At 49.9% G+C, this 24,508-nt stretch carries 19 protein-coding genes, 1 tRNA gene and 1 pseudogene; 5 read left to right on the top strand and 16 right to left on the bottom strand.

All coding sequences use genetic code 11. The features are described 5' to 3' along the window. Nucleotides 1–5 precede the first annotated feature (5 nt). From BEB42_RS21565 to yicS, 4 genes are all read right to left on the bottom strand, one after another. Nucleotides 6–1,787: a YopB/SseC family type III secretion system translocon subunit gene (locus BEB42_RS21565; RefSeq protein ID WP_000106737.1), complete on the bottom strand. Its 1,782-nt coding sequence runs from the start codon at nt 1,785–1,787 to the stop codon at nt 6–8. A 53-nt stretch (nt 1,788–1,840) separates the two neighbouring features. After that, nucleotides 1,841–2,023 (bottom strand): hypothetical protein, encoded by a 183-nt coding sequence (locus BEB42_RS21560; protein WP_001024900.1) that lies wholly within the window; start codon nt 2,021–2,023, stop codon nt 1,841–1,843. 9 nt (nt 2,024–2,032) lie between these two features. After that, nucleotides 2,033–2,530: a SycD/LcrH family type III secretion system chaperone gene (locus tag BEB42_RS21555; RefSeq protein WP_000443167.1), complete on the bottom strand. Its 498-nt coding sequence runs from the start codon at nt 2,528–2,530 to the stop codon at nt 2,033–2,035. 301 nt (nt 2,531–2,831) lie between these two features. After that, nucleotides 2,832–3,125, bottom strand: coding sequence for a protein YicS (gene yicS, locus BEB42_RS21550; RefSeq protein WP_105267553.1), 294 nt, complete (start codon nt 3,123–3,125; stop codon nt 2,832–2,834). 208 nt (nt 3,126–3,333) lie between these two features. Here yicS and nlpA point away from each other — a divergent pair, with 208 nt between their 5' ends. Continuing rightward, nucleotides 3,334–4,152, top strand: a complete 819-nt coding sequence (gene nlpA / locus BEB42_RS21545) for a lipoprotein NlpA (protein WP_000779407.1) — start codon at nt 3,334–3,336, stop codon at nt 4,150–4,152. Nucleotides 4,153–4,155: 3 nt separating this feature from the next. On the opposite strand, the gene BEB42_RS21540 is transcribed toward nlpA, so the two are convergent. The 4 genes and pseudogenes from BEB42_RS21540 to BEB42_RS21525 all read right to left on the bottom strand — a co-directional run bounded on the left by BEB42_RS21540 (nt 4,156) and on the right by BEB42_RS21525 (nt 7,107). Then, nucleotides 4,156–5,079, bottom strand: coding sequence for a carboxylate/amino acid/amine transporter (locus BEB42_RS21540; RefSeq protein WP_000535968.1), 924 nt, complete (start codon nt 5,077–5,079; stop codon nt 4,156–4,158). A 110-nt stretch (nt 5,080–5,189) separates the two neighbouring features. Then, a complete protein-coding gene (locus tag BEB42_RS21535) occupies nt 5,190–6,374 on the bottom strand; it encodes a sugar efflux transporter (RefSeq protein WP_001171036.1) in 1,185 nt (394 codons plus the stop codon). 398 nt (nt 6,375–6,772) lie between these two features. Then, nucleotides 6,773–6,934 (bottom strand): annotated as a pseudogene (rhuM, locus tag BEB42_RS21530) (RhuM family protein); the annotation flags it as partial. A 78-nt stretch (nt 6,935–7,012) separates the two neighbouring features. Continuing rightward, nucleotides 7,013–7,107, bottom strand: a tRNA-Sec gene (locus BEB42_RS21525). A 292-nt stretch (nt 7,108–7,399) separates the two neighbouring features. On the opposite strand from BEB42_RS21525, the gene BEB42_RS21520 reads away from it, so the two are divergent. Together BEB42_RS21520 and yicI are read left to right on the top strand one after the other, a co-directional pair. Then, nucleotides 7,400–8,782 (top strand): glycoside-pentoside-hexuronide family transporter, encoded by a 1,383-nt coding sequence (locus tag BEB42_RS21520; RefSeq protein ID WP_000834430.1) that lies wholly within the window; start codon nt 7,400–7,402, stop codon nt 8,780–8,782. A 9-nt stretch (nt 8,783–8,791) separates the two neighbouring features. Next, nucleotides 8,792–11,110: an alpha-xylosidase gene (yicI, locus tag BEB42_RS21515; protein ID WP_000702958.1), complete on the top strand. Its 2,319-nt coding sequence runs from the start codon at nt 8,792–8,794 to the stop codon at nt 11,108–11,110. A gap of 51 nt (nt 11,111–11,161) precedes the next feature. Here yicI and BEB42_RS21510 read toward each other — a convergent pair whose 3' ends face one another. Together BEB42_RS21510 and xanP are read right to left on the bottom strand one after the other, a co-directional pair. After that, complete coding sequence (locus BEB42_RS21510) at nt 11,162–12,871, bottom strand: AsmA family protein (protein ID WP_105267552.1); 1,710 nt, start codon at nt 12,869–12,871, stop codon at nt 11,162–11,164. 120 nt (nt 12,872–12,991) lie between these two features. Further along, nucleotides 12,992–14,383, bottom strand: coding sequence for a xanthine/proton symporter XanP (xanP, locus tag BEB42_RS21505; RefSeq protein WP_001295238.1), 1,392 nt, complete (start codon nt 14,381–14,383; stop codon nt 12,992–12,994). Between the two features lie 279 nt (nt 14,384–14,662). Here xanP and gltS point away from each other — a divergent pair, with 279 nt between their 5' ends. Then, nucleotides 14,663–15,868, top strand: coding sequence for a sodium/glutamate symporter (gene gltS / locus BEB42_RS21500; RefSeq protein WP_000468836.1), 1,206 nt, complete (start codon nt 14,663–14,665; stop codon nt 15,866–15,868). A gap of 188 nt (nt 15,869–16,056) precedes the next feature. On the opposite strand, the gene recG is transcribed toward gltS, so the two are convergent. Genes recG through gmk form a run of 5 tightly spaced genes read right to left on the bottom strand, consistent with a single transcriptional unit; the run spans nt 16,057 to nt 21,920 of the window. Continuing rightward, entirely contained in the window at nt 16,057–18,138 is a 2,082-nt protein-coding gene (recG, locus tag BEB42_RS21495; protein WP_000678393.1) for an ATP-dependent DNA helicase RecG, read from the bottom strand. Nucleotides 18,139–18,143: 5 nt separating this feature from the next. Beyond that, nucleotides 18,144–18,833 carry a tRNA (guanosine(18)-2'-O)-methyltransferase TrmH gene (gene trmH / locus BEB42_RS21490; protein ID WP_001070177.1) on the bottom strand — a complete coding sequence of 230 codons (690 nt, stop codon included), beginning with the start codon at nt 18,831–18,833 and terminating at the stop codon, nt 18,144–18,146. A 6-nt stretch (nt 18,834–18,839) separates the two neighbouring features. Then, entirely contained in the window at nt 18,840–20,948 is a 2,109-nt protein-coding gene (gene spoT / locus BEB42_RS21485) for a bifunctional GTP diphosphokinase/guanosine-3',5'-bis pyrophosphate 3'-pyrophosphohydrolase (protein WP_000280484.1), read from the bottom strand. A gap of 18 nt (nt 20,949–20,966) precedes the next feature. Continuing rightward, nucleotides 20,967–21,242: a DNA-directed RNA polymerase subunit omega gene (rpoZ, locus tag BEB42_RS21480; RefSeq protein WP_000135058.1), complete on the bottom strand. Its 276-nt coding sequence runs from the start codon at nt 21,240–21,242 to the stop codon at nt 20,967–20,969. Nucleotides 21,243–21,296: 54 nt separating this feature from the next. Beyond that, nucleotides 21,297–21,920, bottom strand: coding sequence for a guanylate kinase (gene gmk, locus BEB42_RS21475; protein WP_001295237.1), 624 nt, complete (start codon nt 21,918–21,920; stop codon nt 21,297–21,299). A gap of 257 nt (nt 21,921–22,177) precedes the next feature. On the opposite strand from gmk, the gene ligB reads away from it, so the two are divergent. Continuing rightward, on the top strand, nt 22,178–23,860 hold the full coding sequence (ligB, locus tag BEB42_RS21470; RefSeq protein WP_039268497.1) for an NAD-dependent DNA ligase LigB: 1,683 nt from the start codon (nt 22,178–22,180) through the stop codon (nt 23,858–23,860). On the opposite strand, the gene BEB42_RS21465 is transcribed toward ligB, so the two are convergent. After that, nucleotides 23,857–24,474 (bottom strand): trimeric intracellular cation channel family protein, encoded by a 618-nt coding sequence (locus tag BEB42_RS21465; RefSeq protein ID WP_000924289.1) that lies wholly within the window; start codon nt 24,472–24,474, stop codon nt 23,857–23,859. The two genes, ligB and BEB42_RS21465, sit on opposite strands and share 4 nt — an antisense overlap. Nucleotides 24,475–24,508 lie beyond the last annotated feature (34 nt).

Genomic DNA, 24,508 nt, shown 5'->3' with positions numbered 1-24,508 from the left:
TCCTCTTATACGATAGAATGGGAAGCAAATTTCAAAGATTCAGTTCGGTGTTGCAATACACGCACCATCTGAGCTACCTCTTGTTCGACGGTTTTATCTATCCTTTGCATCACTGTAAGCATTTGTTCGCGCGTTTTTGATAAATTACTCATATCCTGCTGAAGAATTTCCATATTTGCGAAATCCTCAGAGGCATATACATTCATGGCTGATGTTGCTATTGAACATACTGATGTGCTGATTTGTTCAAGTCCTTTGGCTATTTTTGCAAATAATAATATCAACTCTGCTGATTCTGTTATTTTACTGCCTACAGCATCTAATGCGGACATGACTTTTTTTGAAACAGATTTAATGATGGTTTCTACTGTGGATTTTATACTCTTTGTTACTTCTTTTGTTATTTCTTCGGTGGCAGTCTTTGTTAGCGCCTTTACGAGTTCACTTATTGCGACAGAACAAATTATCGCTGCACCAATCATTAGTGTTACCATAACAATAGACGCGGCTGCAGTTGAGTATATATCTTGTACCAAATCAATAGTCGTTTGTTTGACACCCAAAACATCCAGAAGAGCGCAGATTGCTAGCAGCGTGGGATCATATTTTGAAATAATACCCGCAAGGCCTTCAGTAAGTTTTCCTAAAATCCATCCGGTAGCCGTGGTGCCCAGCGCGATTTGACAGGTGATATCAATACCTAATACTACTGCGCCCGCTATTCCTCCAATAAGTGCCAATGCACCCGCAATACTTGAACCACCACTTGGAACTGCAGCAAGAAGACCAACAACAATTAAGACTGCGCTTACGGCAAAGGTAACTACAGTTACACACTCATTAACTATTTTTAAAACTTTAGTCGTGGTAGTATATTTATGTGCTGTTTCATTGAGTTTATTTTCCCTGACATGGTTGATTTCTTTCATTACCTCAGATTGATTTTTAATAGATTCGCAATTTGTATCGCCAATAACTTCCATTACTGAGGTAATCAAAAGGATAAATGTGGCTGTCGCGTTTCTGTTTTTCTGGTTTTCCTGTGTCAGGCAAATATTGGTGGTGAAGTTATTAATCTGTTCTTGCTGTTGAATTTCGTCAAAAACTTCCATACTTTGGCCGATCGCAGCATCAGCATCCATAATGGCTGTATTTAACGATTTCTCAGCTAACGATTTTTTTTGTAACGACAGCGTGAGTGTTTTTTCAGCCGCATTTTTTTGCGTCAGTACTTTATTGTATTGTGGATCGTCTGGTTGCAGTTGCGACAACTCTTGATCCAATGTGTTGACTTTTTTTTCCAGCGATTGCACTCTTTTATCGACTGCATTGTAATTATTGTTGGCCTGATGCAGATTATCGTTGGCTTTTTGCGCTGAATCTAATGATGAGGTGTAGGCGTCGCTTAATTCACGAAACTTATTATGTGCCATTTCGTGTCGAAGCAGGGTGTTGTCCAGGTTATTATGCAAGCGTGTAGTAATATCCTGATCGCCAATGCCTGATAAATTACCCAAAATCATCGTCAGGCGCGCATCGTTCGTCTTTGCTGTAGTGGCGTTGTCTGAATCTGAAACCTGCATTTCAGGCGGAGCAAGCATAGGTTTGTTTTCAAGACGAGCGCGAATATCGTTATCAAGGGACTTCGGGTTTTTATTAAGCCGCATGGGATCAACTTGCGTTTTGTTGCTGTCCTGCAGTCTTTTTTCCGCATCGCTATACTGTGTGCGCAATGTTTCGCTGATTTGTTCAAATGTGATCGTTTGTCCCGTAATCGGTGTCGACATAATTCACCTCCTTTTTAAGCTATCATCGGGTGTAATTAATTTTTTTATTTAACTCATGGCAGATGTTTATTCCCATCTAAAATGGCATCAACGGGAAAGTAAGTAATGTGTTTATTGTTATTCTTCTCATTTATTTTATCGCCATGGTTATTTTTTAAATCAACCGGGGCTTCCTCATGATATTTCCTGATTAACTCTTCAGGCGTAAAAGAAGATTTTTTTACGTTTATGTTCATTTTGCCGACTCACTCTGTTTGAACTTCCTCTTCGGAATTGGCTGTCAAGAGTTCAAGATAAGCATTAGCCATCTCTTTAACTTTTTCATTTTGACTGTAGGTTACGACTGTATTAAATAACTCCGTGGCCATTTTAATGTTTTTTAAGCCCATCTGGCATTGGCCCATATAATAAACCAAAGAGAAATCGTTATCGGGAGATAGCATCAAACAGATATGATACATGTCGAATGCCTTTTGATAATCTTTCTTCAACTGACAGACGGCGGCATATCCCTTTAAATAATTATAATTTTGGAAATCATAAATACAGAGAAATTTAAAAAAGAGTTCAGCTTCGTCAAGTCTTCCTTTTTCATAAAAGTTATAAGCGTAAGCATAAACGCCTTCAAGGGTATCCGGGGTTATGCCATGCAGTTCTGCAAGCGTTGCTCCCATACCTAGTGCACGTTCGAACTTACTGGCAATTTCTTTATTTTCTTCTAAATCCAGATTTGCGCTTTCCATCTCTACTCTCTCCTTTCGAACATTCTTTGTTCAGACTTCACCATTTTTTAGAGGGTGGTGATATCAAAATTCGCTCATTTTTATGCCCATCCGTTGGACTTCCTTTTCTGCATTAAAAACAAGTATTGTTTCAATGAGATAAGATTTTCTATGTGATGAAATGAAAATAATGTAGAGGGAATTTTATCCACAATCCTGATGAACGGGTTCAATTCTGATTGGAATTTGAAAAAGCAGGTGATTTACTGATGTGCGAGCGTACGTCAGTGGCTGCTGGCCTGAGCGCGGAGGTGTGCGAAATTCACATATCCGGGCATTCCACCTTACCCAGCGCTTCCCAGTAGTTATTCTGATTATTACGCTCCATCGCCACAATAGCTTCGCGGATATGTTGTTTGTTACTCTCATCAGACAACATTAATTTTTCCCACGCTTCGTCTGATAATGACGCCTGTGGCGTGCAAATTTTACGTAAATCTTGCAATACCGTGGTCTTTTCTTTTGCCGACTGTAGAGAACTGAATGGCGACTCGGCCTGAGAAATGGCTGGGAAAGTCAGGAATACGGTAATCATGAGTAGCATCGTTGTCTTCATAGCTGCAACCTTCTGCAAATGTGCATCGAATGAAGCATAAGTGTAGTTTGCTTTTGCCGCTCTCATCATGCTGTACGAAAGGTGTTTGCGTGGTCAGTAAGAAGTGCCAGTTTTATATACCTTTTTCTTCTATTCGATAGCTTTTCGTTTTTTAAATCGTAGTGATCTTGCCATTATAGTCAGTTAACGATTAAAAAAAGGATAAAAAATGAAACTGACAACACATCATCTACGGGCGGGGGCCGCATTATTACTGGCAGGAATTCTGCTGGCAGGTTGCGACCAGAGCAGCAGCGATGAAAAGCACATTAAAGTGGGCGTTATTAATGGCGCAGAACAAGATGTCGCGGAAGTCGCTAAAAAGGTGGCAAAAGAGAAATATGGCCTCGATGTTGAACTGGTAGGATTTAGCGGTTCGTTGCTACCGAACGATGCGACAAATCATGGCGAGCTTGATGCGAACGTCTTCCAGCATCGACCCTTTCTTGAACAAGATAATCAGGCGCATGGTTATAAACTGGTAGCGGTGGGAAATACGTTTGTCTTCCCCATGGCGGGTTATTCCAAAAAAATCAAAACCGTGGCGCAAATAAAAGAAGGCGCGACAGTGGCGATCCCCAACGACCCGACCAACCTTGGTCGCGCGCTTTTACTGTTGCAAAAAGAGAAGCTAATTACTCTGAAAGAGGGAAAAGGGTTACTACCTACCGCGCTGGATATAACCGAGAATCCTCGTCATTTGCAGATTATGGAACTCGAGGGGGCGCAGCTCCCGCGCGTACTGGATGATCCCAAAGTTGATGTGGCGATTATCAGCACCACTTACATTCAGCAGACCGGGCTTTCTCCGGTGCACGACAGCGTATTTATTGAAGATAAGAATTCGCCGTATGTGAATATTCTGGTGGCACGGGAAGATAATAAGAATGCAGAAAACGTGAAGGAATTTCTGCAATCTTATCAATCGCCCGAAGTCGCTAAAGCGGCAGAAACCATCTTTAACGGTGGCGCGGTGCCTGGCTGGTAATTCTCACTCATGCCGCGCCGGACGATTTATTTTTCTGGCGCGGCGACGGGAATCCATTGAAATCAAAATCACCGATGACAGAATCAGCAGTGTGCCCAGCCAGTCCGGCAATGTGAACGTGATCCCCAGCAACAGCAAAGAGAGCAGCGCGCTACTTAATGGTTCTGCACAGCTTAAAATGCTGGCTTTTGGACCGCCAATTAATTGTGCTCCTTTCAGGTACAGACTAAATGTCAGGGACGTACCAATGACCACCAAATAAAAAAACGCCAGAATCAAACTGCCATTAACCACAAAATTTGTCCCTTGTCTGGCATAAAATGGCAGCAGGATCAGACCACCAATGAGCATACTCCAGCCGACGACCGGTAACGTGCCATAGCGGGCAATCAGCGTTGAGGGATAGGTGGTATAGAATGCAGCAGCAAATGCCGAGGCAATGCCCCAGAATAACGCGGCCGGAGAGATCGATAATGACGTCGGATTACCGTGTGTCACCAATAAAAAAGTCCCGATCAACGATGTCAAAATAGCGCAAAAAACCAGAATGCCCGGGCGGGATTTACGCACCAGTGAGAACCAGGCGACGATAATCGTCGGTGAGAGGAATTGCAGCACCGTTGCCGTGGCAGCATTCGATTTTTCAATGGTTAGCAAAAAAGTGAGCTGTACGGTTAGCGCGCCAACCACGGAAAAAATCAGCAGACTCATGGCATCTTTGTGATTGTTAATAATAGAAAAGATTTTATCGCCATGCACAAATGACAGCGTCAGCAGAATCAAACCGGCGAATATCAAACGCGTCATAGTCAAAAACTGCGACGACATCTGGCTTTGCTCCATGATGTATTGCGCGCAGACCCCTGAACTTCCCCACAACACGGCGGCAATCAGAACGTTCAGCATCCCCTTTCTGGTGGAACCCATTTTTCCCTCTGCATACTGTTTTGTCGTTTATGTATGCAGGCATGATAGCAAAAATGGCGAGGATGGCTCTGTTTGCGCCACGCCGATTTTTCTTAGCTCAGACTGGTGAGCTAAATATCTTTAATAAACAGCAGGCAAATCATCGCAATACCCAACATCCCTATCGCCAGCCAGAACAACGCGTGGTAGCTCCAGATTTCAACCATAATTCCGTCAACAGAGCCGGCGATAATCCAGCCGACGCGTGAGGTATTTGCATATAACGTTGTCGCAGAGCCTATTTTTTCAGGCATCAGATCCTGAAAATAAAGCATGCCGATACCACAGAGAATACCAAGGAAAATGGCATTTAGAATTTGCAATTCCAGCTCAACTGCCGGAGTCGTCGCCATGAGTACGCTGGCGTAAAAACACATACCACTCACGATAGCAATGAGCATTAATAGTCGCTTGCCAATACGTTTCATGTAATAGCCTGCGATTAACATCATCGGAATTTCCAGACCGGCAGCAATACCAATCATTTCTCCAGCCAGTTTATCGGTTAGATGCAGTTCATCAATAATAAATAGCGGCATATTTATCATGTAGAGATTATTCGCCGCCCACATCATTGAACAGACTACAAAAAGTAGCCGTGTATCTCGCTTTCTATGGATGGAGGGTAAAATTTCTACGGGTTGGGTAACGACAGGAATATTTCTTTGTATTGATGGCAAAAAAAACCAGACTATTAAACCGCAAATAACAAATGCGATGGCAGCGGTGAGATACATCACTTTAAAACTAAATCCCATTGCCAGCTCATAAGCGAGCGGTGGCCCGATAACCCAGGCAAGCGAGATCTGAGCACGTAAAAATGTACTGAACATGACCGTCTCACGGCCTGTTCTGTCGGCGTGTTCACGGGCGAGGGCGAACATTTGCGGGTTTGCAGTGGAAGCAAAACTACTCAGAAGTACGCCCGTAGAGAGGAGAATGAAGTAGTTGCGATTCCACGCAAAAAGAGTGCAGGCCAACACTCCAAATAAGCAACATAGCAGGATCAGTAATTTACGGTCGCCTTGTTTATCGGAGTGCCTTGCCAGAAATTGACTGACCAGAATTCCCATAATAGCGCTACCGGTGAAGAAAAAACCTACCATTATAGGACGGGCTTTCAGTTCATCTGCGAGGAATATACTTAGGGTGGGAGTCTGGAGAGCGCCCGCAATACCAGTCAGAAAGGCGACAAGTAAAAATGCCGCGGCAGTGAGATCAAGTATTTTTGATGGAGTGGTAGCCATTTTTTGCATTCTTCTGAATCACCGGGCGACAAAATATAACTGAGTTACAAATAAGTACCAGTCGAATGAGTATTATATTAAGAATTTTTGAGTATCGCTGATACAACCAGAAAGCAATGCTAGCGCAATATTATAGGGCCAGCAATTGAGATTATTAGCAAAAGCATGTTAAGAATTAATCACCGAATTTATATATTAATTATAGTAAGGCAATGAGCTATTTTTGATAGTAAAAATAAAACAAGTTTATTTGATATATTAAATGAAAAAATTAATCTTGATGGCAGTCTGATTATTGGTGAAGTTTATAGGTCAGTTTTTTTCGCCAGCGGTTAAAGGAATAGAATCGTCGTATAAAAAAAGGGTGTTTTGGGGCGTGTAAAACAACATCTTTACCTTAATGGCGATACAGTTGGCTGAGAGTCAGCAGGGGGGCAAATCACCTGCAAATAAACACGGCGCATGCTGGCGCGAATATCGCGGATGCGTTCGAGGACAGAAGAACCGACAGGCGGATTCTTCAGTCGCTCATCGTCCATCACAAAACCTTTGATCAGGTATTCCTGAAGCCGATTAAATATTGAGCATTAGAAAATATCTGGATTGACTGTATTACAAGAGGTTGGAGAACGTCAGTAGAGGCAAATTGGCGGAAGATCACAGGAGTCGAACCTGCCCGGGACCGCTGGCGGCCCCAACTGGATTTGAAGTCCAGCCGCCTCACCGGAGACGACGATCTTCCGCGCCTCGATTGCTACATGGAGGCGGGGCGCATTATAGCTACTTCCTTGAGTTTCTACATCCCCCAGATCAGTTTTTTCCGCCTAATACATGCAGCGTATTATCACGAAAGCATTATATTTCATATAAAACCCATATTTTACAATGATATATGAGCGTAATTTACGCTACCACGATCACATAAAACAAGAATCATAAATTAATAACCAGATATCGGAATATTCGCTCTCACAGGGATGGTTTACAAAATGCGTTATCGGTCTCAGCACCCCTATAGCATCAAGGAAAAGCAGATGAAGAGTGAAGTGTTGTCCGTTAAAGAGAAAATTGGTTATGGCATGGGAGACGCCGCCAGCCACATTATTTTCGATAACGTAATGTTATATATGATGTTCTTTTATACCGATATTTTTGGCATTCCTGCCGGATTTGTCGGAACCATGTTTTTGGTCGCTCGTGCACTGGATGCGATTTCTGATCCTTGCATGGGGTTGTTGGCCGATCGAACGCGCTCTCGCTGGGGTAAATTTCGTCCGTGGGTACTGTTTGGCGCACTGCCATTCGGGATCGTCTGTGTACTGGCCTATAGCACGCCAGATCTCAGTATGAACGGAAAAATGATTTATGCAGCAATTACTTACACCCTACTTACCTTACTTTATACCGTCGTCAATATCCCTTACTGCGCATTGGGTGGTGTAATCACCAATGACCCGACTCAGCGTATCTCGCTGCAATCCTGGCGTTTTGTGCTGGCGACCGCGGGAGGCATGCTCTCTACTGTGCTGATGATGCCGCTGGTTAATTTAATTGGTGGTGATAATAAACCACTCGGTTTCCAGGGCGGTATCGCGGTCCTTTCCGTGGTGGCATTTATGATGCTGGCATTTTGTTTCTTCACCACTAAAGAACGCGTTGAAGCACCACCTACAACGACGTCTATGCGGGAAGATTTACGTGATATCTGGCAAAACGACCAGTGGCGTATTGTCGGTTTCCTGACCATTTTCAATATTCTGGCGGTGTGCGTACGCGGCGGGGCGATGATGTATTACGTCACATGGATTTTGGGTACGCCGGAAGTGTTTGTCGCTTTTCTTACCACTTATTGCGTGGGTAACCTGATTGGTTCCGCACTGGCGAAACCGCTGACCGACTGGAAATGTAAAGTCACTATCTTCTGGTGGACGAACGCCCTGCTGGCAGTGATTAGCCTGGCGATGTTCTTTGTTCCTATGCAGGCCAGCATCACCATGTTTGTCTTCATCTTCGTGATTGGTGTGTTGCATCAACTGGTGACACCTATCCAGTGGGTAATGATGTCCGATACCGTCGACTACGGCGAGTGGTGCAATGGTAAACGCCTGACCGGGATCAGTTTTGCTGGCACGTTGTTTGTGCTCAAACTGGGGTTGGCCTTCGGCGGCGCTCTTATCGGCTGGATGCTGGCTTATGGCGGATATGATGCGGCAGAAAAAGCGCAGAACAGCGCCACGATTAGCATCATTATCGCGCTATTCACGATTGTTCCGGCGATCTGTTACTTGCTGAGCGCGATTATCGCTAAACGCTACTACTCACTCACGACGCACAATCTGAAAACCGTTATGGAACAGCTGGCGCAGGGCAAACGCCGTTGCCAGCAACAATTCACCTCTCAAGAAGTGCAGAACTAAGGAACGGCAATGAAAATTAGCGACGGAAACTGGTTGATTCAACCTGGCCTCAATTTGATTCACCCGCTTCAGGTGTTCGAGGTTGAACAGCAGGGTAATGAAATGGTGGTCTATGCTGCCCCCCGTGATGTGCGTGAACGTACCTGGCAGCTTGATACGCCTTTATTTACGCTGCGCTTTTTCTCCCCACAGGAAGGTATTGTCGGTGTACGGATTGAGCATTTTCAGGGGGCGCTGAATAACGGTCCTCATTACCCGCTCAATATTTTGCAGGACGTGAAGGTCACAATCGAAAACACAGAACGTTACGCTGAGTTTAAAAGTGGCAACTTAAGTGCGCGTGTCAGCAAAGGTGAGTTCTGGTCACTGGATTTTCTGCGCAACGGCGAACGTATTACCGGTAGTCAGGTGAAAAATAATGGCTACGTGCAGGACACGAATAATCAACGAAATTATATGTTTGAGCGGCTGGATCTTGGCGTTGGCGAAACAGTTTACGGTCTGGGAGAGCGCTTTACTGCCCTGGTGCGCAATGGCCAGACGGTAGAGACCTGGAACCGGGACGGCGGCACAAGTACTGAACAGGCGTATAAAAATATCCCGTTCTATATGACTAACCGTGGTTATGGTGTACTGGTCAATCATCCCCAATGCGTCTCTTTTGAAGTGGGATCGGAGAAAGTCTCCAAAGTGCAGTTCAGCGTTGAGAGTGAATATCTCGAATACTTTGTTATCGACGGCCCGACGCCGAAAGCGGTACTTGATCGTTATACCCGTTTTACTGGTCGTCCGGCGCTGCCGCCCGCGTGGTCCTTCGGCCTGTGGCTAACCACTTCATTTACCACCAACTACGACGAAGCGACGGTTAACAGCTTTATCGATGGTATGGCGGAACGCAATCTGCCGCTGCATGTTTTCCACTTTGACTGTTTCTGGATGAAAGCCTTCCAGTGGTGCGATTTTGAGTGGGACCCGCTGACTTTCCCGGACCCGGAAGGGATGATCCGCCGCCTGAAAGCGAAAGGGCTAAAAATCTGCGTCTGGATTAACCCCTATATCGGGCAAAAATCCCCTGTCTTTAAAGAGTTACAAGAGAAAGGCTATTTACTCAAACGCCCGGACGGTTCGCTATGGCAGTGGGATAAATGGCAGCCAGGTCTGGCGATTTATGACTTTACCAATCCAGATGCCTGTAAATGGTACGCCGATAAACTGAAAGGTCTGGTCGCGATGGGCGTTGATTGCTTTAAGACCGACTTTGGCGAACGTATTCCAACCGATGTTCAGTGGTTTGACGGTTCCGATCCGCAGAAAATGCATAACCATTATGCGTACATCTACAATGAACTGGTGTGGAACGTGCTCAAGGAAACCGTCGGCGAGGAGGAAGCTGTCCTGTTTGCCCGCTCGGCCTCCGTTGGTGCGCAGAAATTCCCGGTACATTGGGGGGGCGACTGTTACGCTAACTACGAATCAATGGCGGAAAGCCTGCGCGGTGGTTTGTCTATTGGCCTTTCTGGTTTTGGCTTCTGGAGCCACGATATCGGCGGCTTTGAGAATACCGCTCCGGCGCACGTTTACAAACGCTGGTGCGCGTTTGGTTTGCTCTCCAGCCATAGCCGTTTACACGGCAGCAAATCTTATCGTGTGCCGTGGGCCTATGATGATGAGTCCTGTGATGTGGTGCGCTTCTTCACGCAACTGAAATGCCGCATGATGCCGTATCTGTATCGTGAGGCTGCTCGTGCGAACGCGCGGGGTACGCCGATGATGCGGGCCATGATGATGGAGTTTCCGGACGATCCGGCTTGTGATTACCTTGACCGTCAATACATGTTAGGCGACAACGTGATGGTTGCTCCGGTGTTCACTGAATCGGGCGATGTGCAGTTCTACTTGCCGGAAGGTCGCTGGACACACCTGTGGCACAACGATGAACTCGATGGTAGTCGCTGGCATAAACAGCAGCACGGCTTCCTGAGTCTGCCCGTTTATGTGCGTGATAACACCCTACTGGCGCTGGGCAACAACGAGCAACGTCCCGATTACGCGTGGCACGAAGGCACGGCATTCCAGCTCTTTAATCTGCAAGACGGGCATGAAGCTATCTGTGAAGTGCCCGTTGCCGATGGTTCCGTTCTTTTCACCCTGAAAGCGGCGCGTACTGGCAACACAATTACTGTGAATGGTGCGGGCGTGGCGAAGAACTGGACGCTGTGCTTGCGCAATGTTGTGAAAGTAAATGGTCTGCAAGGCGGTTCGCAGGCTGAAAGTGAGCAGGGGCTGGTGGTGACGCCTCAAGGGAATGCGCTGACAATTACGTTGTAATTTATTGAAGAATGCCGGGTACGTCTGAGTCGTACCCGGCGAGATTGACTTTTACTGCACCGGCTCCGTCGATGTAACTTCGCTATTGGAAACGACGCCCGCATTCATGGTCTGGGTCACTTGCTGTTTCTCGGCGTTCACGGCATGCAATTGCCCGTTAACCGTGGGTTTTAGCGGTGCATTGGCCTGAATATCGCCGCTGGCGGTGAGCTGAATATTGCCGTCGCCAGTCAACGGTAGTTCAGGCCATCCCCACTGTTGCAAAATATTCACCGGCACACCGCGTCCATTCAGGCTGATATGGGTCTGACGTTGTGGCGTTTGTGAAACACTGGCGGTGGCTTCCAGAATGCCTTTTTCGGTAAATGCGCTCAGTTCGCTGATATTCACCGTGCTGCTGTTGGCAGTTAGCGCCAGCGACGGACGACGGACATCAACACGATTAAACGTTGCGGCGGCGGCATTCAGATTCGCCGAGCCACTCCAGACGCCCCATTTATGATCGGTAACCAGCGTCAGATTGGCGCCGTAACCATCGAGCGCGGTGAGTTGCCACGGGAAGTCAGGGTTGATATCAATAATTAGATTGCGGCTGGCGCTAAATCTCTTCAGTTGCAGACTGTTTAACCAGCCGGGTGTCGTTTCCATCCACAACTGTTGCCAGTTTTTCGGCAAGGTATATTCCAGTCCGGCAATTGCCGCATCATCAAGGATCAACATTTTCCCGTCACGCAACCAGTTCCCTGACGTTCTTACCATGCCACCTTCCCAGCGGCTGGTGAACTGGCGGAGCGCTACGCCCTGCGGGGAAAATTCCGCGTTTATAATAGGGTCAAATAAATGCAGCGAACCATAAATGAACTCGCTGGCGTTCATCGACAATTTGCCTTCCTGTGTCTGCCAGTCATCTTTACTGAAGGTCATGTTGCGCAAGCTGAGATCGAGGTCGGTCACCGCCCAGTCCGGACCTTGCAGACGAGCGTCAATGACTTCCAGGCGACCAATCTGCAACGACGGGACAGAGCGTAATGGCGCAAAGAAGTCGGTTAGCGATTTTTCGCTTTGTAGACGGATATCCGCCAGCCGCAGATTTTCCACTTGCCAGCTGCCGTCGGCGTTACGCTGCGCGTTTCCGGTTAATGTCCCGCGGGCGATGTCGGCACCCAGGTTAGTCAGCGTAACGCGATCGTTATCAATACTGCCTTCAATGAGTACATTGGTGGCAGGAACATCATTGAGCGAAAGCGATCCGGCACTAAACTGAATCTGCGCCTTCGTACCCAGCACTTTACCGGCTTCTGGTGTCCACGGAACCACGCCACCATTTACCCGCTGCGCGCTCAGTTTCCATTCGCTATTCGGGCTATTAAACGCCATATCACGCAGATGCAGACGATCGGCTTTGAACGGCAGCGGCGCGGTCTGGTCGGTGAGATTCAGCGTCCCGTTTTCCAGTAGGATGGTATCGACATGGCGTGGTTCGGTCAGTTGGCGACTGCTTAGCGCAATGTCGACACTTTTTGCCACCAGGGTCGCGGGCTGACCATCACGACCAAACGTGACGTTCTCCAGCACGATATGAGATGGCGCGGAAAAACGGTGATCCATCGCCCCGAAGGCCAGATGATAGTCGCTATTCTCGGAAACCCATGCGCTGATATGTTCTGCTCCCCAGCGGGTTTGCAGAAGGAAATAGAGGCCAGCGATCGCCACTAACAGAGCGATGAGAATGTAGAGAAGCAGCTTCCCAATAAATTTCATGGTCTTCCATCCCGTGAAATGCACATAAGGGAGTTATGCACGATTTACGCGCAATCCTCAAGGCGGGAATGGTGAAAGAGGTGAGACTGCGGCGGTAATTATCTTACCGCCGCCAGTGAATTACTGTTTTTCTGGTGGGAAAATCAGATTCAGCACGATGGCAGTAATACCGCCCGCGGCGATCCCGGAGGAGAGCAGGTTTTTCAGCCATTCAGGGGCAAACTGCAAAATCAGCGGCTGCTGAGACACGCCCAGACCGACCGCCAGCGACAGCGCGATAATCAGAATCGCCCGACGGTTCAGCGGCTCACGAGAAACGATACGCACACCGGAGGCGGCGATGGTGCCAAACATTACAAGCGTTGCGCCGCCCAGAACCGGTTCTGGAATGTGTTGTACAAAACCGCTCACTGCCGGGAACAGACCCAGCACGATCAACATCAGCGCGACGACAAAACCGACATAGCGGCTGGCAACACCGGTCAACTGGATCACACCGTTGTTCTGCCCGAAGCAGGAGTTCGGGAAAGTGTTAAACACCGCCGAAACAAACGAGTTCAGACCGTTTGCCAGCACGCCGCCTTTCAGACGTTTCATGTATAGCGGACCGGATACAGGCTGTTCGGAAACGTCAGACGTCGCCGTGATATCGCCAATAGTTTCCAGCGAAGTGATCATAAAGACCAGCATCAGCGGTAGCAGCAGACTCCATTCAATGCCAAGACCGTAATAGAGCGGCGTTGGCACCATAATCAGTTCTTGCGTCATCGGTTCGTTGCTTTCTGGCAACATGCCCATAAACCACGCCAGCGCATATCCGGCCGCCATCGCAATCACCAGTGAGGCCACGCGCAAATATGGGTTACGTTGACGGTTAAGCAGGATAATTAAGGCCAAGACCACGCCTGCCAGCAACAGATTTTTCGGTGCGCCGAAGGTGTTATCGCTCATGGCTGCGTAACCGCCGCCAATGGATGTTAGCCCAACCTGAATTAGCGACAGGCCGATAATCATCACCACAACGCCAGAAACCAGCGGCGTAATAATGCGGCGCGCCAGATGCAGAACACGGGAGATCACCATCTCGGTGCAACTTGCCAGCATCAACGTGCCGAACAAAGCCGCCATCATGGTAGGAACATCAGCACCACCGGTCTTCAGCGCTGTGCCGCCCATAATCAGCGGGGCAACAAAGTTGAAGCTGGTGCCCTGAATAGACAACAACCCGGAGCCAACCGGTCCCCAGGCCTTAATTTGAATAATCGACGCCACACCGGAGGCAAACAGCGACATACTAATAATGTGTTGTGTGTCTTGTGCCGGTAACCCCAACGCCTGGCAGATTAATAGCGCTGGCGTGATCACCGCAACGAACATCGCCAGCAGATGCTGGCAGGCGGCAAACAGAGTTTGAGGAAGCGGCGGACGATCTTCAAGACGGTAAATCAGTTCGCTGTTTTGAGTCTGCGCAACCGGTTGCGCATTTTCTGACTCGAGGGTGGAAACAGACATCGAAAACAATCCCGTGGTAGCAAAGCGGGCATTTTAGCTGAGCAAAAGAGAAAAGCAAACGTTTGCTACAGCTTCTTCTAAATATTTAAATGAGATAAATGCACTTTTTTATATAACTTTTGGTATTTTTCTGCTTAAAATCCATGCCATTTGTTCATTAACAGCTGAGAATTTGACCCAGGAAAGCATGACTCGATACCCGTCATATTTCATGAAGGTGCCACTGCGCGATGAAGTATGACGAGTATGAAAGAGTGATGCGGATACAAAGGAGTAACTATGTTTCATCTCGATACTTTAGCAACGCTTGTTGCCGCAACGCTGACGTTGCTGCTCGGGCGTAAGTTGGTCCATTCCGTCTCCTTTTTGAAGAAATACACCATACCGGAACCTGTTGCGGGTGGTTTGTTGGTGGCGCTGGCGCTACTGGTACTGAAAAAAAGCATGGGCTGGGAAGTCAACTTTGATATGTCCCTGCGCGATCCGTTAATGCTGGCTTTCTTCGCCACCATTGGCCTGAACGCCAACATTGCTAGTCTGCGCGCTGGTGGGCGTGTGGTTGGTATTTTCCTGATTGTGGTTGTTGGCCTATTGGTGATGCAAAATGCCATTGGCATTGGTATGGCTAGCCTGTTAGGGCTTGATCCACTGATGGGGCTGCTGGCCGGTTCTATTACGCTTTCGGGCGGTCACGGTACGGGTGCTGCCTGGAGTAAATTGTTCATTGAACGTTATGGCTTCACCAATGCGACGGAAGTGGCAATGGCCTGTGCAACGTTCGGTTTGGTGCTGGGCGGCTTGATTGGCGGTCCGGTGGCGCGCTATCTGGTGAAACACTCCACCACACCGAACGGTATTCCGGATGACCAGGAAGTCCCGACGGCGTTCGAAAAGCCGGATGTGGGCCGCATGATCACCTCGCTGGTGCTGATTGAAACTATCGCGTTGATTGCTATCTGTCTGACGGTGGGGAAGATCGTTGCGCAACTTTTGGCTGGCACCGCTTTTGAACTGCCAACCTTCGTTTGTGTGCTGTTTGTTGGCGTGATTCTGAGCAACGGTCTGTCAATGATGGGCTTTTATCGCGTCTTTGAGCGTGCGGTATCCGTTCTGGGTAACGTAAGTCTGTCGTTGTTCCTGGCGATGGCGCTGATGGGGCTGAAACTATGGGAGCTGGCTTCGCTGGCGCTGCCGATGCTGGCGATTCTGGTGGTACAGACCATCTTCATGGCGTTGTATGCCATTTTCGTCACCTGGCGCATGATGGGTAAAAACTACGATGCGGCAGTGCTGGCAGCGGGTCACTGTGGTTTTGGCCTTGGTGCAACGCCAACGGCAATCGCCAACATGCAAGCAATCACCGAACGTTTTGGCCCGTCGCACATGGCGTTCCTGGTCGTGCCGATGGTTGGTGCGTTCTTTATCGATATTGTCAATGCGCTGGTGATTAAGCTGTATTTAATGTTGCCGATTTTTGCCGGTTAATTGATGAAGCGGCGGTATAAGTGCCGCCGCAACAAAGACAAATGTCTGATATGCTTCGCTTATCAAGTCTGCGTATTGATTCACAATTTATTGAATTTGTAGTTTTTTTGTAGGACGGATAAGGCGTTCACGCCGCATCCGGCAGGAAGGTAGGGTAACCTGAAATGGCGGTTTCTCACCGCCGCCTTTTACGCATTTGAGTAACGTTCTGTTTCTGGCATCCAGCGTTCTATCAGGGCTTTTGCCTGCTGTGGGTAACGTTCGTGAATATGGCGTGCCAGGCGCTGAACTTCCGGGATCATCGCCTGATCGCGCAGCAAATCCGCCACTTTAAATTCAGCATTACCCGTCTGACGCGTGCCTAACAATTCGCCAGGGCCGCGAATCTCCAGATCTTTCTGTGCAATCACAAAACCATCGTTGCTGTCGCGCAGCACTTGCAGGCGAATTTGCGCCGTTTTAGAAAGCGGTGTTTTGTAGAGCAACACGCAGTGAGAAGCCACCGCGCCACGACCTACACGCCCGCGCAGCTGGTGTAACTGCGCCAGACCCAGACGCTCAGGGTTTTCGATAATCATCAGGCTGGCGTTAGGCACATCAACGCCGACTTCAATAACGGTCGTGGCAACCAGCAGGTGTAACTCGCCTTGTTTAAATGATGCCATGACGGCCTGCTTCTCGGCTGGTTTCATCCGTCCGTGTACCAGACCAACATTCAACTCTGGTAGCGCCAGTTTCAACTCTTCCCAGGTAGCTTCCGCCGCCTGTGCTTCCAGTAATTCTGATTCTTCAATGAGTGTGCACACCCAGTACGCCTGACGCCCTTCAGTCATACAGGCGTGGCGCACGCGGTCGATAATGTCGTTGCGGCGGGTATCCGGGATTGCCACTGTCGTCACTGGCGTGCGGCCTGGCGGCAGCTCATCTATCACCGAGGTATCGAGATCGGCATATGCAGTCATTGCCAGCGTGCGGGGGATCGGCGTGGCGGTCATGATCAACTGATGCGGATGGAAGCCCTGCTGCTGGCCTTTCTCCCATAACGCCAGACGCTGATGCACGCCAAAACGATGCTGTTCGTCGATAATCACCAGCGCCAGGCCGTTAAACTGCACCTGTTCCTGGAAGATGGCGTGTGTACCGACAATCATCTGCACCTGACCGCTGGCGATGGCTTCCTGCTGTGCCAGTCGTGCTTTACCTTTCTGTTTACCGGCGAGCCAGCCCACTTCGATACCGAGCGGAGCAAACCAGTTACGGAAGTTATTGGCGTGCTGCTCGGCGAGTAATTCGGTTGGTGCCATCAATGCCACCTGTTTGCCGTGCGCAATCGCACGCAACGCGGCGAGGGCGGCGACCAGCGTTTTACCGGAACCTACATCGCCCTGCACCAGGCGCATCATCGGCACATCCAGCGCCATATCGCGCTCGATCTCCGCCACCACGCGTGCCTGTGCGCCCGTTGGCTTGAACGGTAAGGCTGCGAGGAGTTTATTTTTCAGCGCGTCATTGGCGCTCAGCGGCTGGGCATGAAAACGCTGTGCTCCGGCACGTAAGGCTAACATGCTGAGGTTGTGCGCCAGCAACTCTTCCAGAATCAGCCGGCGTTGTGCCGGATGCTGCCCGGTTTCGAGATCGCTAAGCTGTAGCGTCGGCGGCGGGCGGTGCAAAGTGCGCAACGCTTCCGGTAGCGTCATCATTCCTTGTGACAGTTCCGGCGGCAGGAGTTCTTCAATAGCGCAGGTGTCGAGCAGATCCAGCGCCTGGTCGGTTAATTTACGCAGCGTGGCCTGCTTTACGCCTTCCGTAGTTGGGTAAACCGGCGTTAGCGTCTCCTGCAACTCTGGCATACTGAGATCGCCCTGCACGCGGTATTCCGGGTGGATCATCTCCGCACCATATTTACCGCGCTTTGCTTCGCCATAGGCCAGCACGCGGCGGCCAGTCGCCAGGCTATTTTTCATTGCCGCGTTGAAGTTGAAAAAGCGCATGGTGAGAATGCCGGAACCGTCGCTGATCTGGCAGGTCATCATCCGCCGACCGCCGAAGGAGATATTGCAATTCAGCACTTCGCCTTCCACCGTGGCATAAACGCCCGGCAGTAGTTCACCGATGGGGTAGAGATGGGTGCGATCTTCGTAGCGCAGAGGAAGGTGTAAGAGTAAATCCTGCACGGTATGCAGGTTGATTTTCGCCAGCTTGTTACTAAGCGCTGCACCAACGCCCGTTAGGGAACTGAGCGGGACAGCATCTAACAGGCGACCTTTCATGGCGCTTACCCTGCCGCCTGCATAGTGGCCCACCAGTCAGCATCGGCTTCAATTTCGCCTTGCTGATTAACGTGGGGGTAAGGTAGGCCTTTGCGTTTTGCGACTTTCGCCAGCACCGGATAGCCGCCTTCAAACAACAGCCGTTGTTGCTCCGCTTCCGGCAACATGCTGTTTTCCCGCAGATACATGCCTGCGTTTTGCCGCTGGCGCTGGGCTTCGTAAAGAATAAGGGCTGAGGCAACGGAAACATTCAGCGACTGCACCATGCCGATCATCGGAATGATGATGTCCTGATCCGCCAGGGCTAACGCTTCCTGCGTGATACCCGTTTTCTCCTGACCCATCAAAATACAGGTCGGGCGGGTGTAATCAATTTCGCGGAAATCGACAGCGTTATCAGAAAGATGTGTAGCCAGGATCTGCATTCCCTGGCCTTTCAGATGGGCAACGGCATCGCCAATGGTGCGGTGCGTTTTCACCTGTACCCAACTGTTGCTGCCAGCCGCAGCCGAAGCCATGGTGCGCATCCGGCTGCCAGGCCAGACGGCATGAACTTCATGTACGCCAACGGCATCTGCGGTACGAATAATCGCAGAAACGTTATGGGGTTTGTGGACCTGCTCCATGCAGACGGTCAGATCAGGCTGCCGCCTGGCGAGCATTTCGCAGATGCGTGCATAACGTGTTGGGTTCATAAAACATTAATTTCGGTTTCGGGTGACTTTAATCACGTCTGGCATCACGCGGATTTTGCGCATGATATTCGCCAGATGCACACGGTCACGGGCGGTCAGACGAATAAAGGCGCTGTAGACGCGACCATCTTTTTCTTCTGTATTCAAACTTTGAATATTCGAGGTCGTGGTGTTAATTGCCGCCGTCAGGTTTGCCAGCGCGCCCTGATGATTGAACATCTCCACCTTGATTTCGGTGATGAACTCCTGTGCCGTCTCTTTATCCCATTCCACAGCCATAAATTTCTCTGGCTCTTTCTGGTAGCCACGGATGTTACGGCAGGATTCATGGTGGATCACCAGACCTTTACCGGGGCTGACGTGGGCGATAATCGGGTCGCCAGGAATGGGGCGGCAGCATTTCGCAAAGGTGATCAACACGCCATCAGCACCTTTAATCGGCAGATGCCCGTGGCTTTGAGTCGCCGGCGGAATGGAGGCGTCCCCATGTTGCAGATTTTTCGCGACCACCACGCTCATTGCGTTACCAAGGCCGATTTCAGCCAGCAGATCGTCAAGCGTTGCCAGCTTCATGCGGTCCAGCTCGCGCTGAATATTTTCCGGCGGGATTTCATTGAGCTTACGGCTGCCACCCAACGCATGATTGAGCAGACGACGGCCCAGGCTTACAGAATCATCACGCTTGAGGTTTTTCAGCAACTGACGAATTTTGGCGCGCGCTTTCGAGCTAACGACAAAGTTCAGCCACGCGGCGTTCGGGCGAGCGCCCGGTGCAGTAATGATTTCAACGGTTTGACCGCTGGTAAGCGGCTGCGACAGCGGGTAAGGCTGACGGTCGACGCGTGCGCCCACGCAGGCATGACCGATATCGGTATGTACCGCATAAGCGAAGTCGACAGGTGTTGCACCGGCAGGCAGCTCGACAATTCGCCCTTCCGGTGTGAAAACGTAAATCTCATCCGGGAAGAGATCGGATTTAACGCTCTCGATAAATTCAAACGAACTACCGGCGCTCTGTTGCAGCTCCAGCAGGCTTTGCATCCAGCGCTGGGCGCGAATTTGTGCGGTAGTACTGGTTTCGCCGTGCTCTTTATAAGCCCAGTGCGCGGCAACACCCATCTCTGCCATCTGATCCATATCTTCGGTACGGATCTGGACTTCAACCGGCACGCCGTGCGGGCCAATCATCGAGGTGTGCAAAGACTGATAGCCGTTCGCTTTTGGAATGGCGATGTAGTCTTTCACGCGACCCGGACGCGGCTTGTACAGGCTATGCATTTGCCCGAGCACGCGATAACAGGTGTCGGAATCATTGACGATCACGCGGAAGGCGTAGATGTCCATGATTGAGTGAAAACGCTGCTCTTTGAGCACCATTTTGCAGTAGATCGAATAAAGATGCTTCTCGCGACCACTGACGCGGCACGGTATTCCCGCTTCCTGCAAACGCCCTTCGATTTCCGAGAGGATTTTTTGGATCATCTCTTTACGGTTGCCGCGTGCGGCTTTCACCACTTCTTTGATTACGCGGTAACGGTTGGGATACAGCGCCTCAAAACCCAGCTCTTCGAGTTCGGTTTTAATGTGGTGGATACCTAAACGGTGTGCCAGCGGGCTGTAAATTTCGAGGGTTTCACGGGCGATGCGGCGACGTTTGTCCGGGCGAAGTGAGCCCAGCGTGCGCATGTTGTGGGTACGGTCGGCAAGTTTGATGAGAATGACGCGGATATCCTGCACCATCGCCATAATCATCTTGCGAAAGTTTTCGGCCTGCGCCTCTTTCTTATCGCGGAACTTGAGTTTATCAAGTTTCGACACCCCCTCTACCAGCTCGGCGACGCTTTTACCAAAAAGCTGTTCCATGTCCTGGTAGGTGGCGGGTGTATCTTCAATCACGTCATGCAGCAGCGCCGCCATTAGCGTTTCATAGTCGAGTTTCATCTCGGCCAGAATGCAGGCAACCGCTACCGGGTGCGTGATATAGGGTTCACCGCTTGAACGTGTTTGCCCCTCGTGAGCATCACGTGCAACGAGATACGCCTGCCGCAGACGCTTGATTTGGTCTTCCGGCAGGTAGGTTTGAATCAGTTGATTCAGGCTTTCAAACAGATACAAGGGCGACCCGCTTTGTGATTAACGACGACCTTCAGCAATAGCGGTAACGGCTTGTAATTCAGCGGCTTCCTGCTCTTGCTGTTCCTGGCGTTCGCGAACGTCGAGGATCTGGTTGTTAATCAGACCTTCTTCGATTTCGCGCAGCGCGATTACTGTGGTTTTATCGTTTTCTTCCGGTACCAGCGGATCCTTTCCGCCTACCTGCATCTGACGAGCGCGACGCGCGGCGACCAGTACCAGGTCAAAACGGTTACCAATTTTCTCTACAGCGTCCTGAACAGTTACGCGTGCCATACTTAAAAAGCTCCACAGGTGAAGAAATGACTGGGCATGATACTGAAATCAGGTTCAGTCTGCCAACAATTTGCTGATTAAAGCGTCATGACGCTGCTTTTGGCGGCTCATGCGCAGACGTTCGGCGCGAATAATGGTCTTCAAATCGGTCAACGCGGTATCGAAGTCATCATTCACAATCAGGTAATCATATTCGGCGTAATGGCTCATTTCTGCAACAGCTTGCGCCATACGCTTTGCAATGACCTCTTCGCTGTCCTGACCGCGACCGCGTAGACGGCGGTCCAGTTCAATTTTGGACGGCGGTAAAATAAAGATACTCCGCGCGTGCGGCATCTTCTGGCGAATTTGCTGCGCGCCCTGCCAGTCGATATCGAGAAAAACATCGACACCGGTCGCCAGTACTTGCTCAATGGCCTCACGCGAAGTGCCATAGTAATTACCAAAAACTTCTGCGTGTTCCAGGAACGCATCTCTGCTAATCATTTCTTTAAATTCATCATGATTAACAAAGAAATAATGTTCACCGTGGACTTCACCAGGACGCGGTTGGCGTGTGGTGTGTGAAACAGAAACCTGGGTGTCATACAACGGTTGGGTTTTTAATAAAGCCTGAATCAGGCTGGATTTACCCGCGCCACTGGGGGCAGAAACAATATAAAGCGTGCCTTGAGCCATGAGTATCTTTCGTATGTGATTAGCGAAATAAAGCCTACATACGAGCTTATTATACACGGCGCGGCCATGTGACGTAGCCCTTGCTCACACTTTTTGCGCAAAGTTGTTGCGTTTTGCGTAGCTGCTTCCGCATTTGCCTGTGATTCACTGCAATAAAGACGATTCTCAGGAAGCGTCCTCGCAGACTCCGTTTTTGCCACTCGGCTTTGCTTTCATCACGTTGTATATCTGCCTGACTATCTACAGCGGAGGTGATGATGAAAGTATGGATGGCGATATTAATAAGTATCTTGTGCTGGCAATCATCGGCGTGGGCGGTCTGTCCGGCCTGGTCGCCAGCCAGAGCACAGGAAGAAATTTCCCGCCTGCAACAGCAAATAAAACAGTGGGACGATGACTACTGGAAGGAAGGGGAAAGTGAGATTGAAGACGGTGTTTACGATCAGTTAAGCGCCCGTCTCACGCAGTGGCAACGCTGTTTTGGGAACGAGTCCCGCGACGCGATGATGCCACCTTTGGCAGGCACAGTTATGCATCCAGTTGCGCATACAGGCGTGCGTAAATTAGCGGATAAAAATGCACTACGTCTTTGGATGCGTGAACACAACGATCTTTGGGTACAGCCGAAAGTCGATGGCGTTGCGGTAACCCTGGTTTATCGGGACGGGAAACTGAACAAAGCAATCAGTCGCGGCAATGGCCTGAAAGGGGAGGACTGGACGCAGAAAGTTAGCTTAATTCCCTCTGTGCCGCAAACCGTTAGCGGGCCTTTAGTCAATAGTACACTTCAGGGGGAAATATTTCTCAAGCGCGAGGGGCATATCCAACAACAAATGGGGGGAATAAATGCCCGCTCAAAAGTTGCTGGTCTCCTGATGCGCCAGGGGAATAGCGACACGCTGAATTCACTGGGCGTTTTTGTCTGGGCATGGCCGGATGGAACGCAGTTAATGACCGATCGTTTACAGCAGCTGACTACCGCAGGTTTTACTCTAACGCAGATGTATACCCGTGCGGTTAACAATGCTGATGAGGTTGAGCGCATACGCAATGAGTGGTGGAAAGCGAAATTACCCTTCGTCACCGATGGCGTGGTTGTACGAGCGGCTAAGGAACCCGAATCTCGCCATTGGCTGCCGGGCCAGGCAGAGTGGCTGGTGGCCTGGAAATATCAACCTGTAGCTCAGGTTGCCGAAGTGAAGGCGATTCAGTTTGCGGTGGGCAAGAGCGGTAAAATCTCGGTGGTTGCGTCACTTGTGCCTGTCATGTTGGATGATAAAAAAGTTCAGCGGGTGAATGTTGGTTCCGTCAGACGCTGGCAGGAGTGGGATATTGCGCCTGGTGATCAGATCCTCGTCAGCCTTGCCGGGCAGGGTATTCCTCGCATTGATAATGTGGTCTGGCGCGGTACAGAACGCACAAAACCGACACCACCAGAAAACCGCTTTAACTCGTTGACCTGCTACTTTGCTTCTGATGTTTGTCGGGAACAGTTCATTTCACGCTTAGTCTGGCTGGGGTCAAAACAGGTTCTGGGGCTGGATGGCATTGGTGAGGCTGGCTGGCGCGCGCTGCATCAGACTCATCGCTTTGAGCATATCTTTTCCTGGCTTTTATTAACGCCAGAGCAATTACAGAACACGCCGGGGATCGCGAAAAGTAAAAGCACACAGTTATGGCATCAGTTTAATCTGGCTCGTAAGCAGCCTTTTACTCGCTGGGTGATGGCAATGGGAATACCACTAACCCGGGCGGCGCTTAACGCCAGTGATGAACGGTCCTGGTCGCAACTTTTATTTAGCACAGAACAGTTCTGGCAGCAGTTGCCGGGGACTGGATCGGGGCGCGCCAGACAGGTTATTGAATGGAAGGAAAATGCGCAAATCAAGAAGCTGGGCAGTTGGCTGGCTGCCCAGCAGATCACAGGTTTTGAACCTTAGTGACCTTCGTGGCTGTAGTAAAAGACCGGTAATCCCAGCTTAAGACGTAGCGCCAGTAAACGGGCAAAAAAGCCGAATACCAGGGTGGAGATAATCACCACATCATGGTTAGAAACATAGTGTTGCAGCGCGATGTACAGCACGGCGGAGGCAAATGAGACACCGGCATACAACTCTTTCTGGAATACCAGTGGGATGCGTTTACAGAACATATCGCGCAAAACGCCGCCAAATACGCCGGTCGTCACAGCTGCGACAACGGCAATGATCGGGCCGTGTCCCATATCCAGTGCAACCTGTGCGCCAATGATAGAAAAGACTACCAGTCCGAGCGCATCGAGCACCAGAAACACTTTGCGCAGGTAAGGCATTACAGGAGCAACAATAGTGGTGAGTACTGCGGCGGTAGCGACGATAATCACATATTCCGGGTGTTTGACCCAGCCGAGCGGATAGTGGCCCAGCAGAATATCGCGCACTGACCCTCCGCCAATTGCCGTGGCGGTCGCAATAATAATTACGCCAAATGTATCCATGCGCCGTCGTCCGGCCGCCAGCGCCCCCGTCATGGCTTCGGCAGTAATGCCAACCAAATACAAAATGTGTAACAGCATGGTTCTCTCCCTAAAAATCTGTCTGGCAGGGTAG

The sequence above is a fragment of the Escherichia sp. MOD1-EC5990 genome (genome assembly GCF_002965285.1).
In the GTDB taxonomy this organism is placed as follows: Bacteria; Pseudomonadota; Gammaproteobacteria; order Enterobacterales; family Enterobacteriaceae; genus Escherichia; species Escherichia coli_F.
The sequence above is the reverse complement of the archived record's forward strand: the minus strand, read 5'-3'. Positions and strand labels throughout refer to the sequence as shown.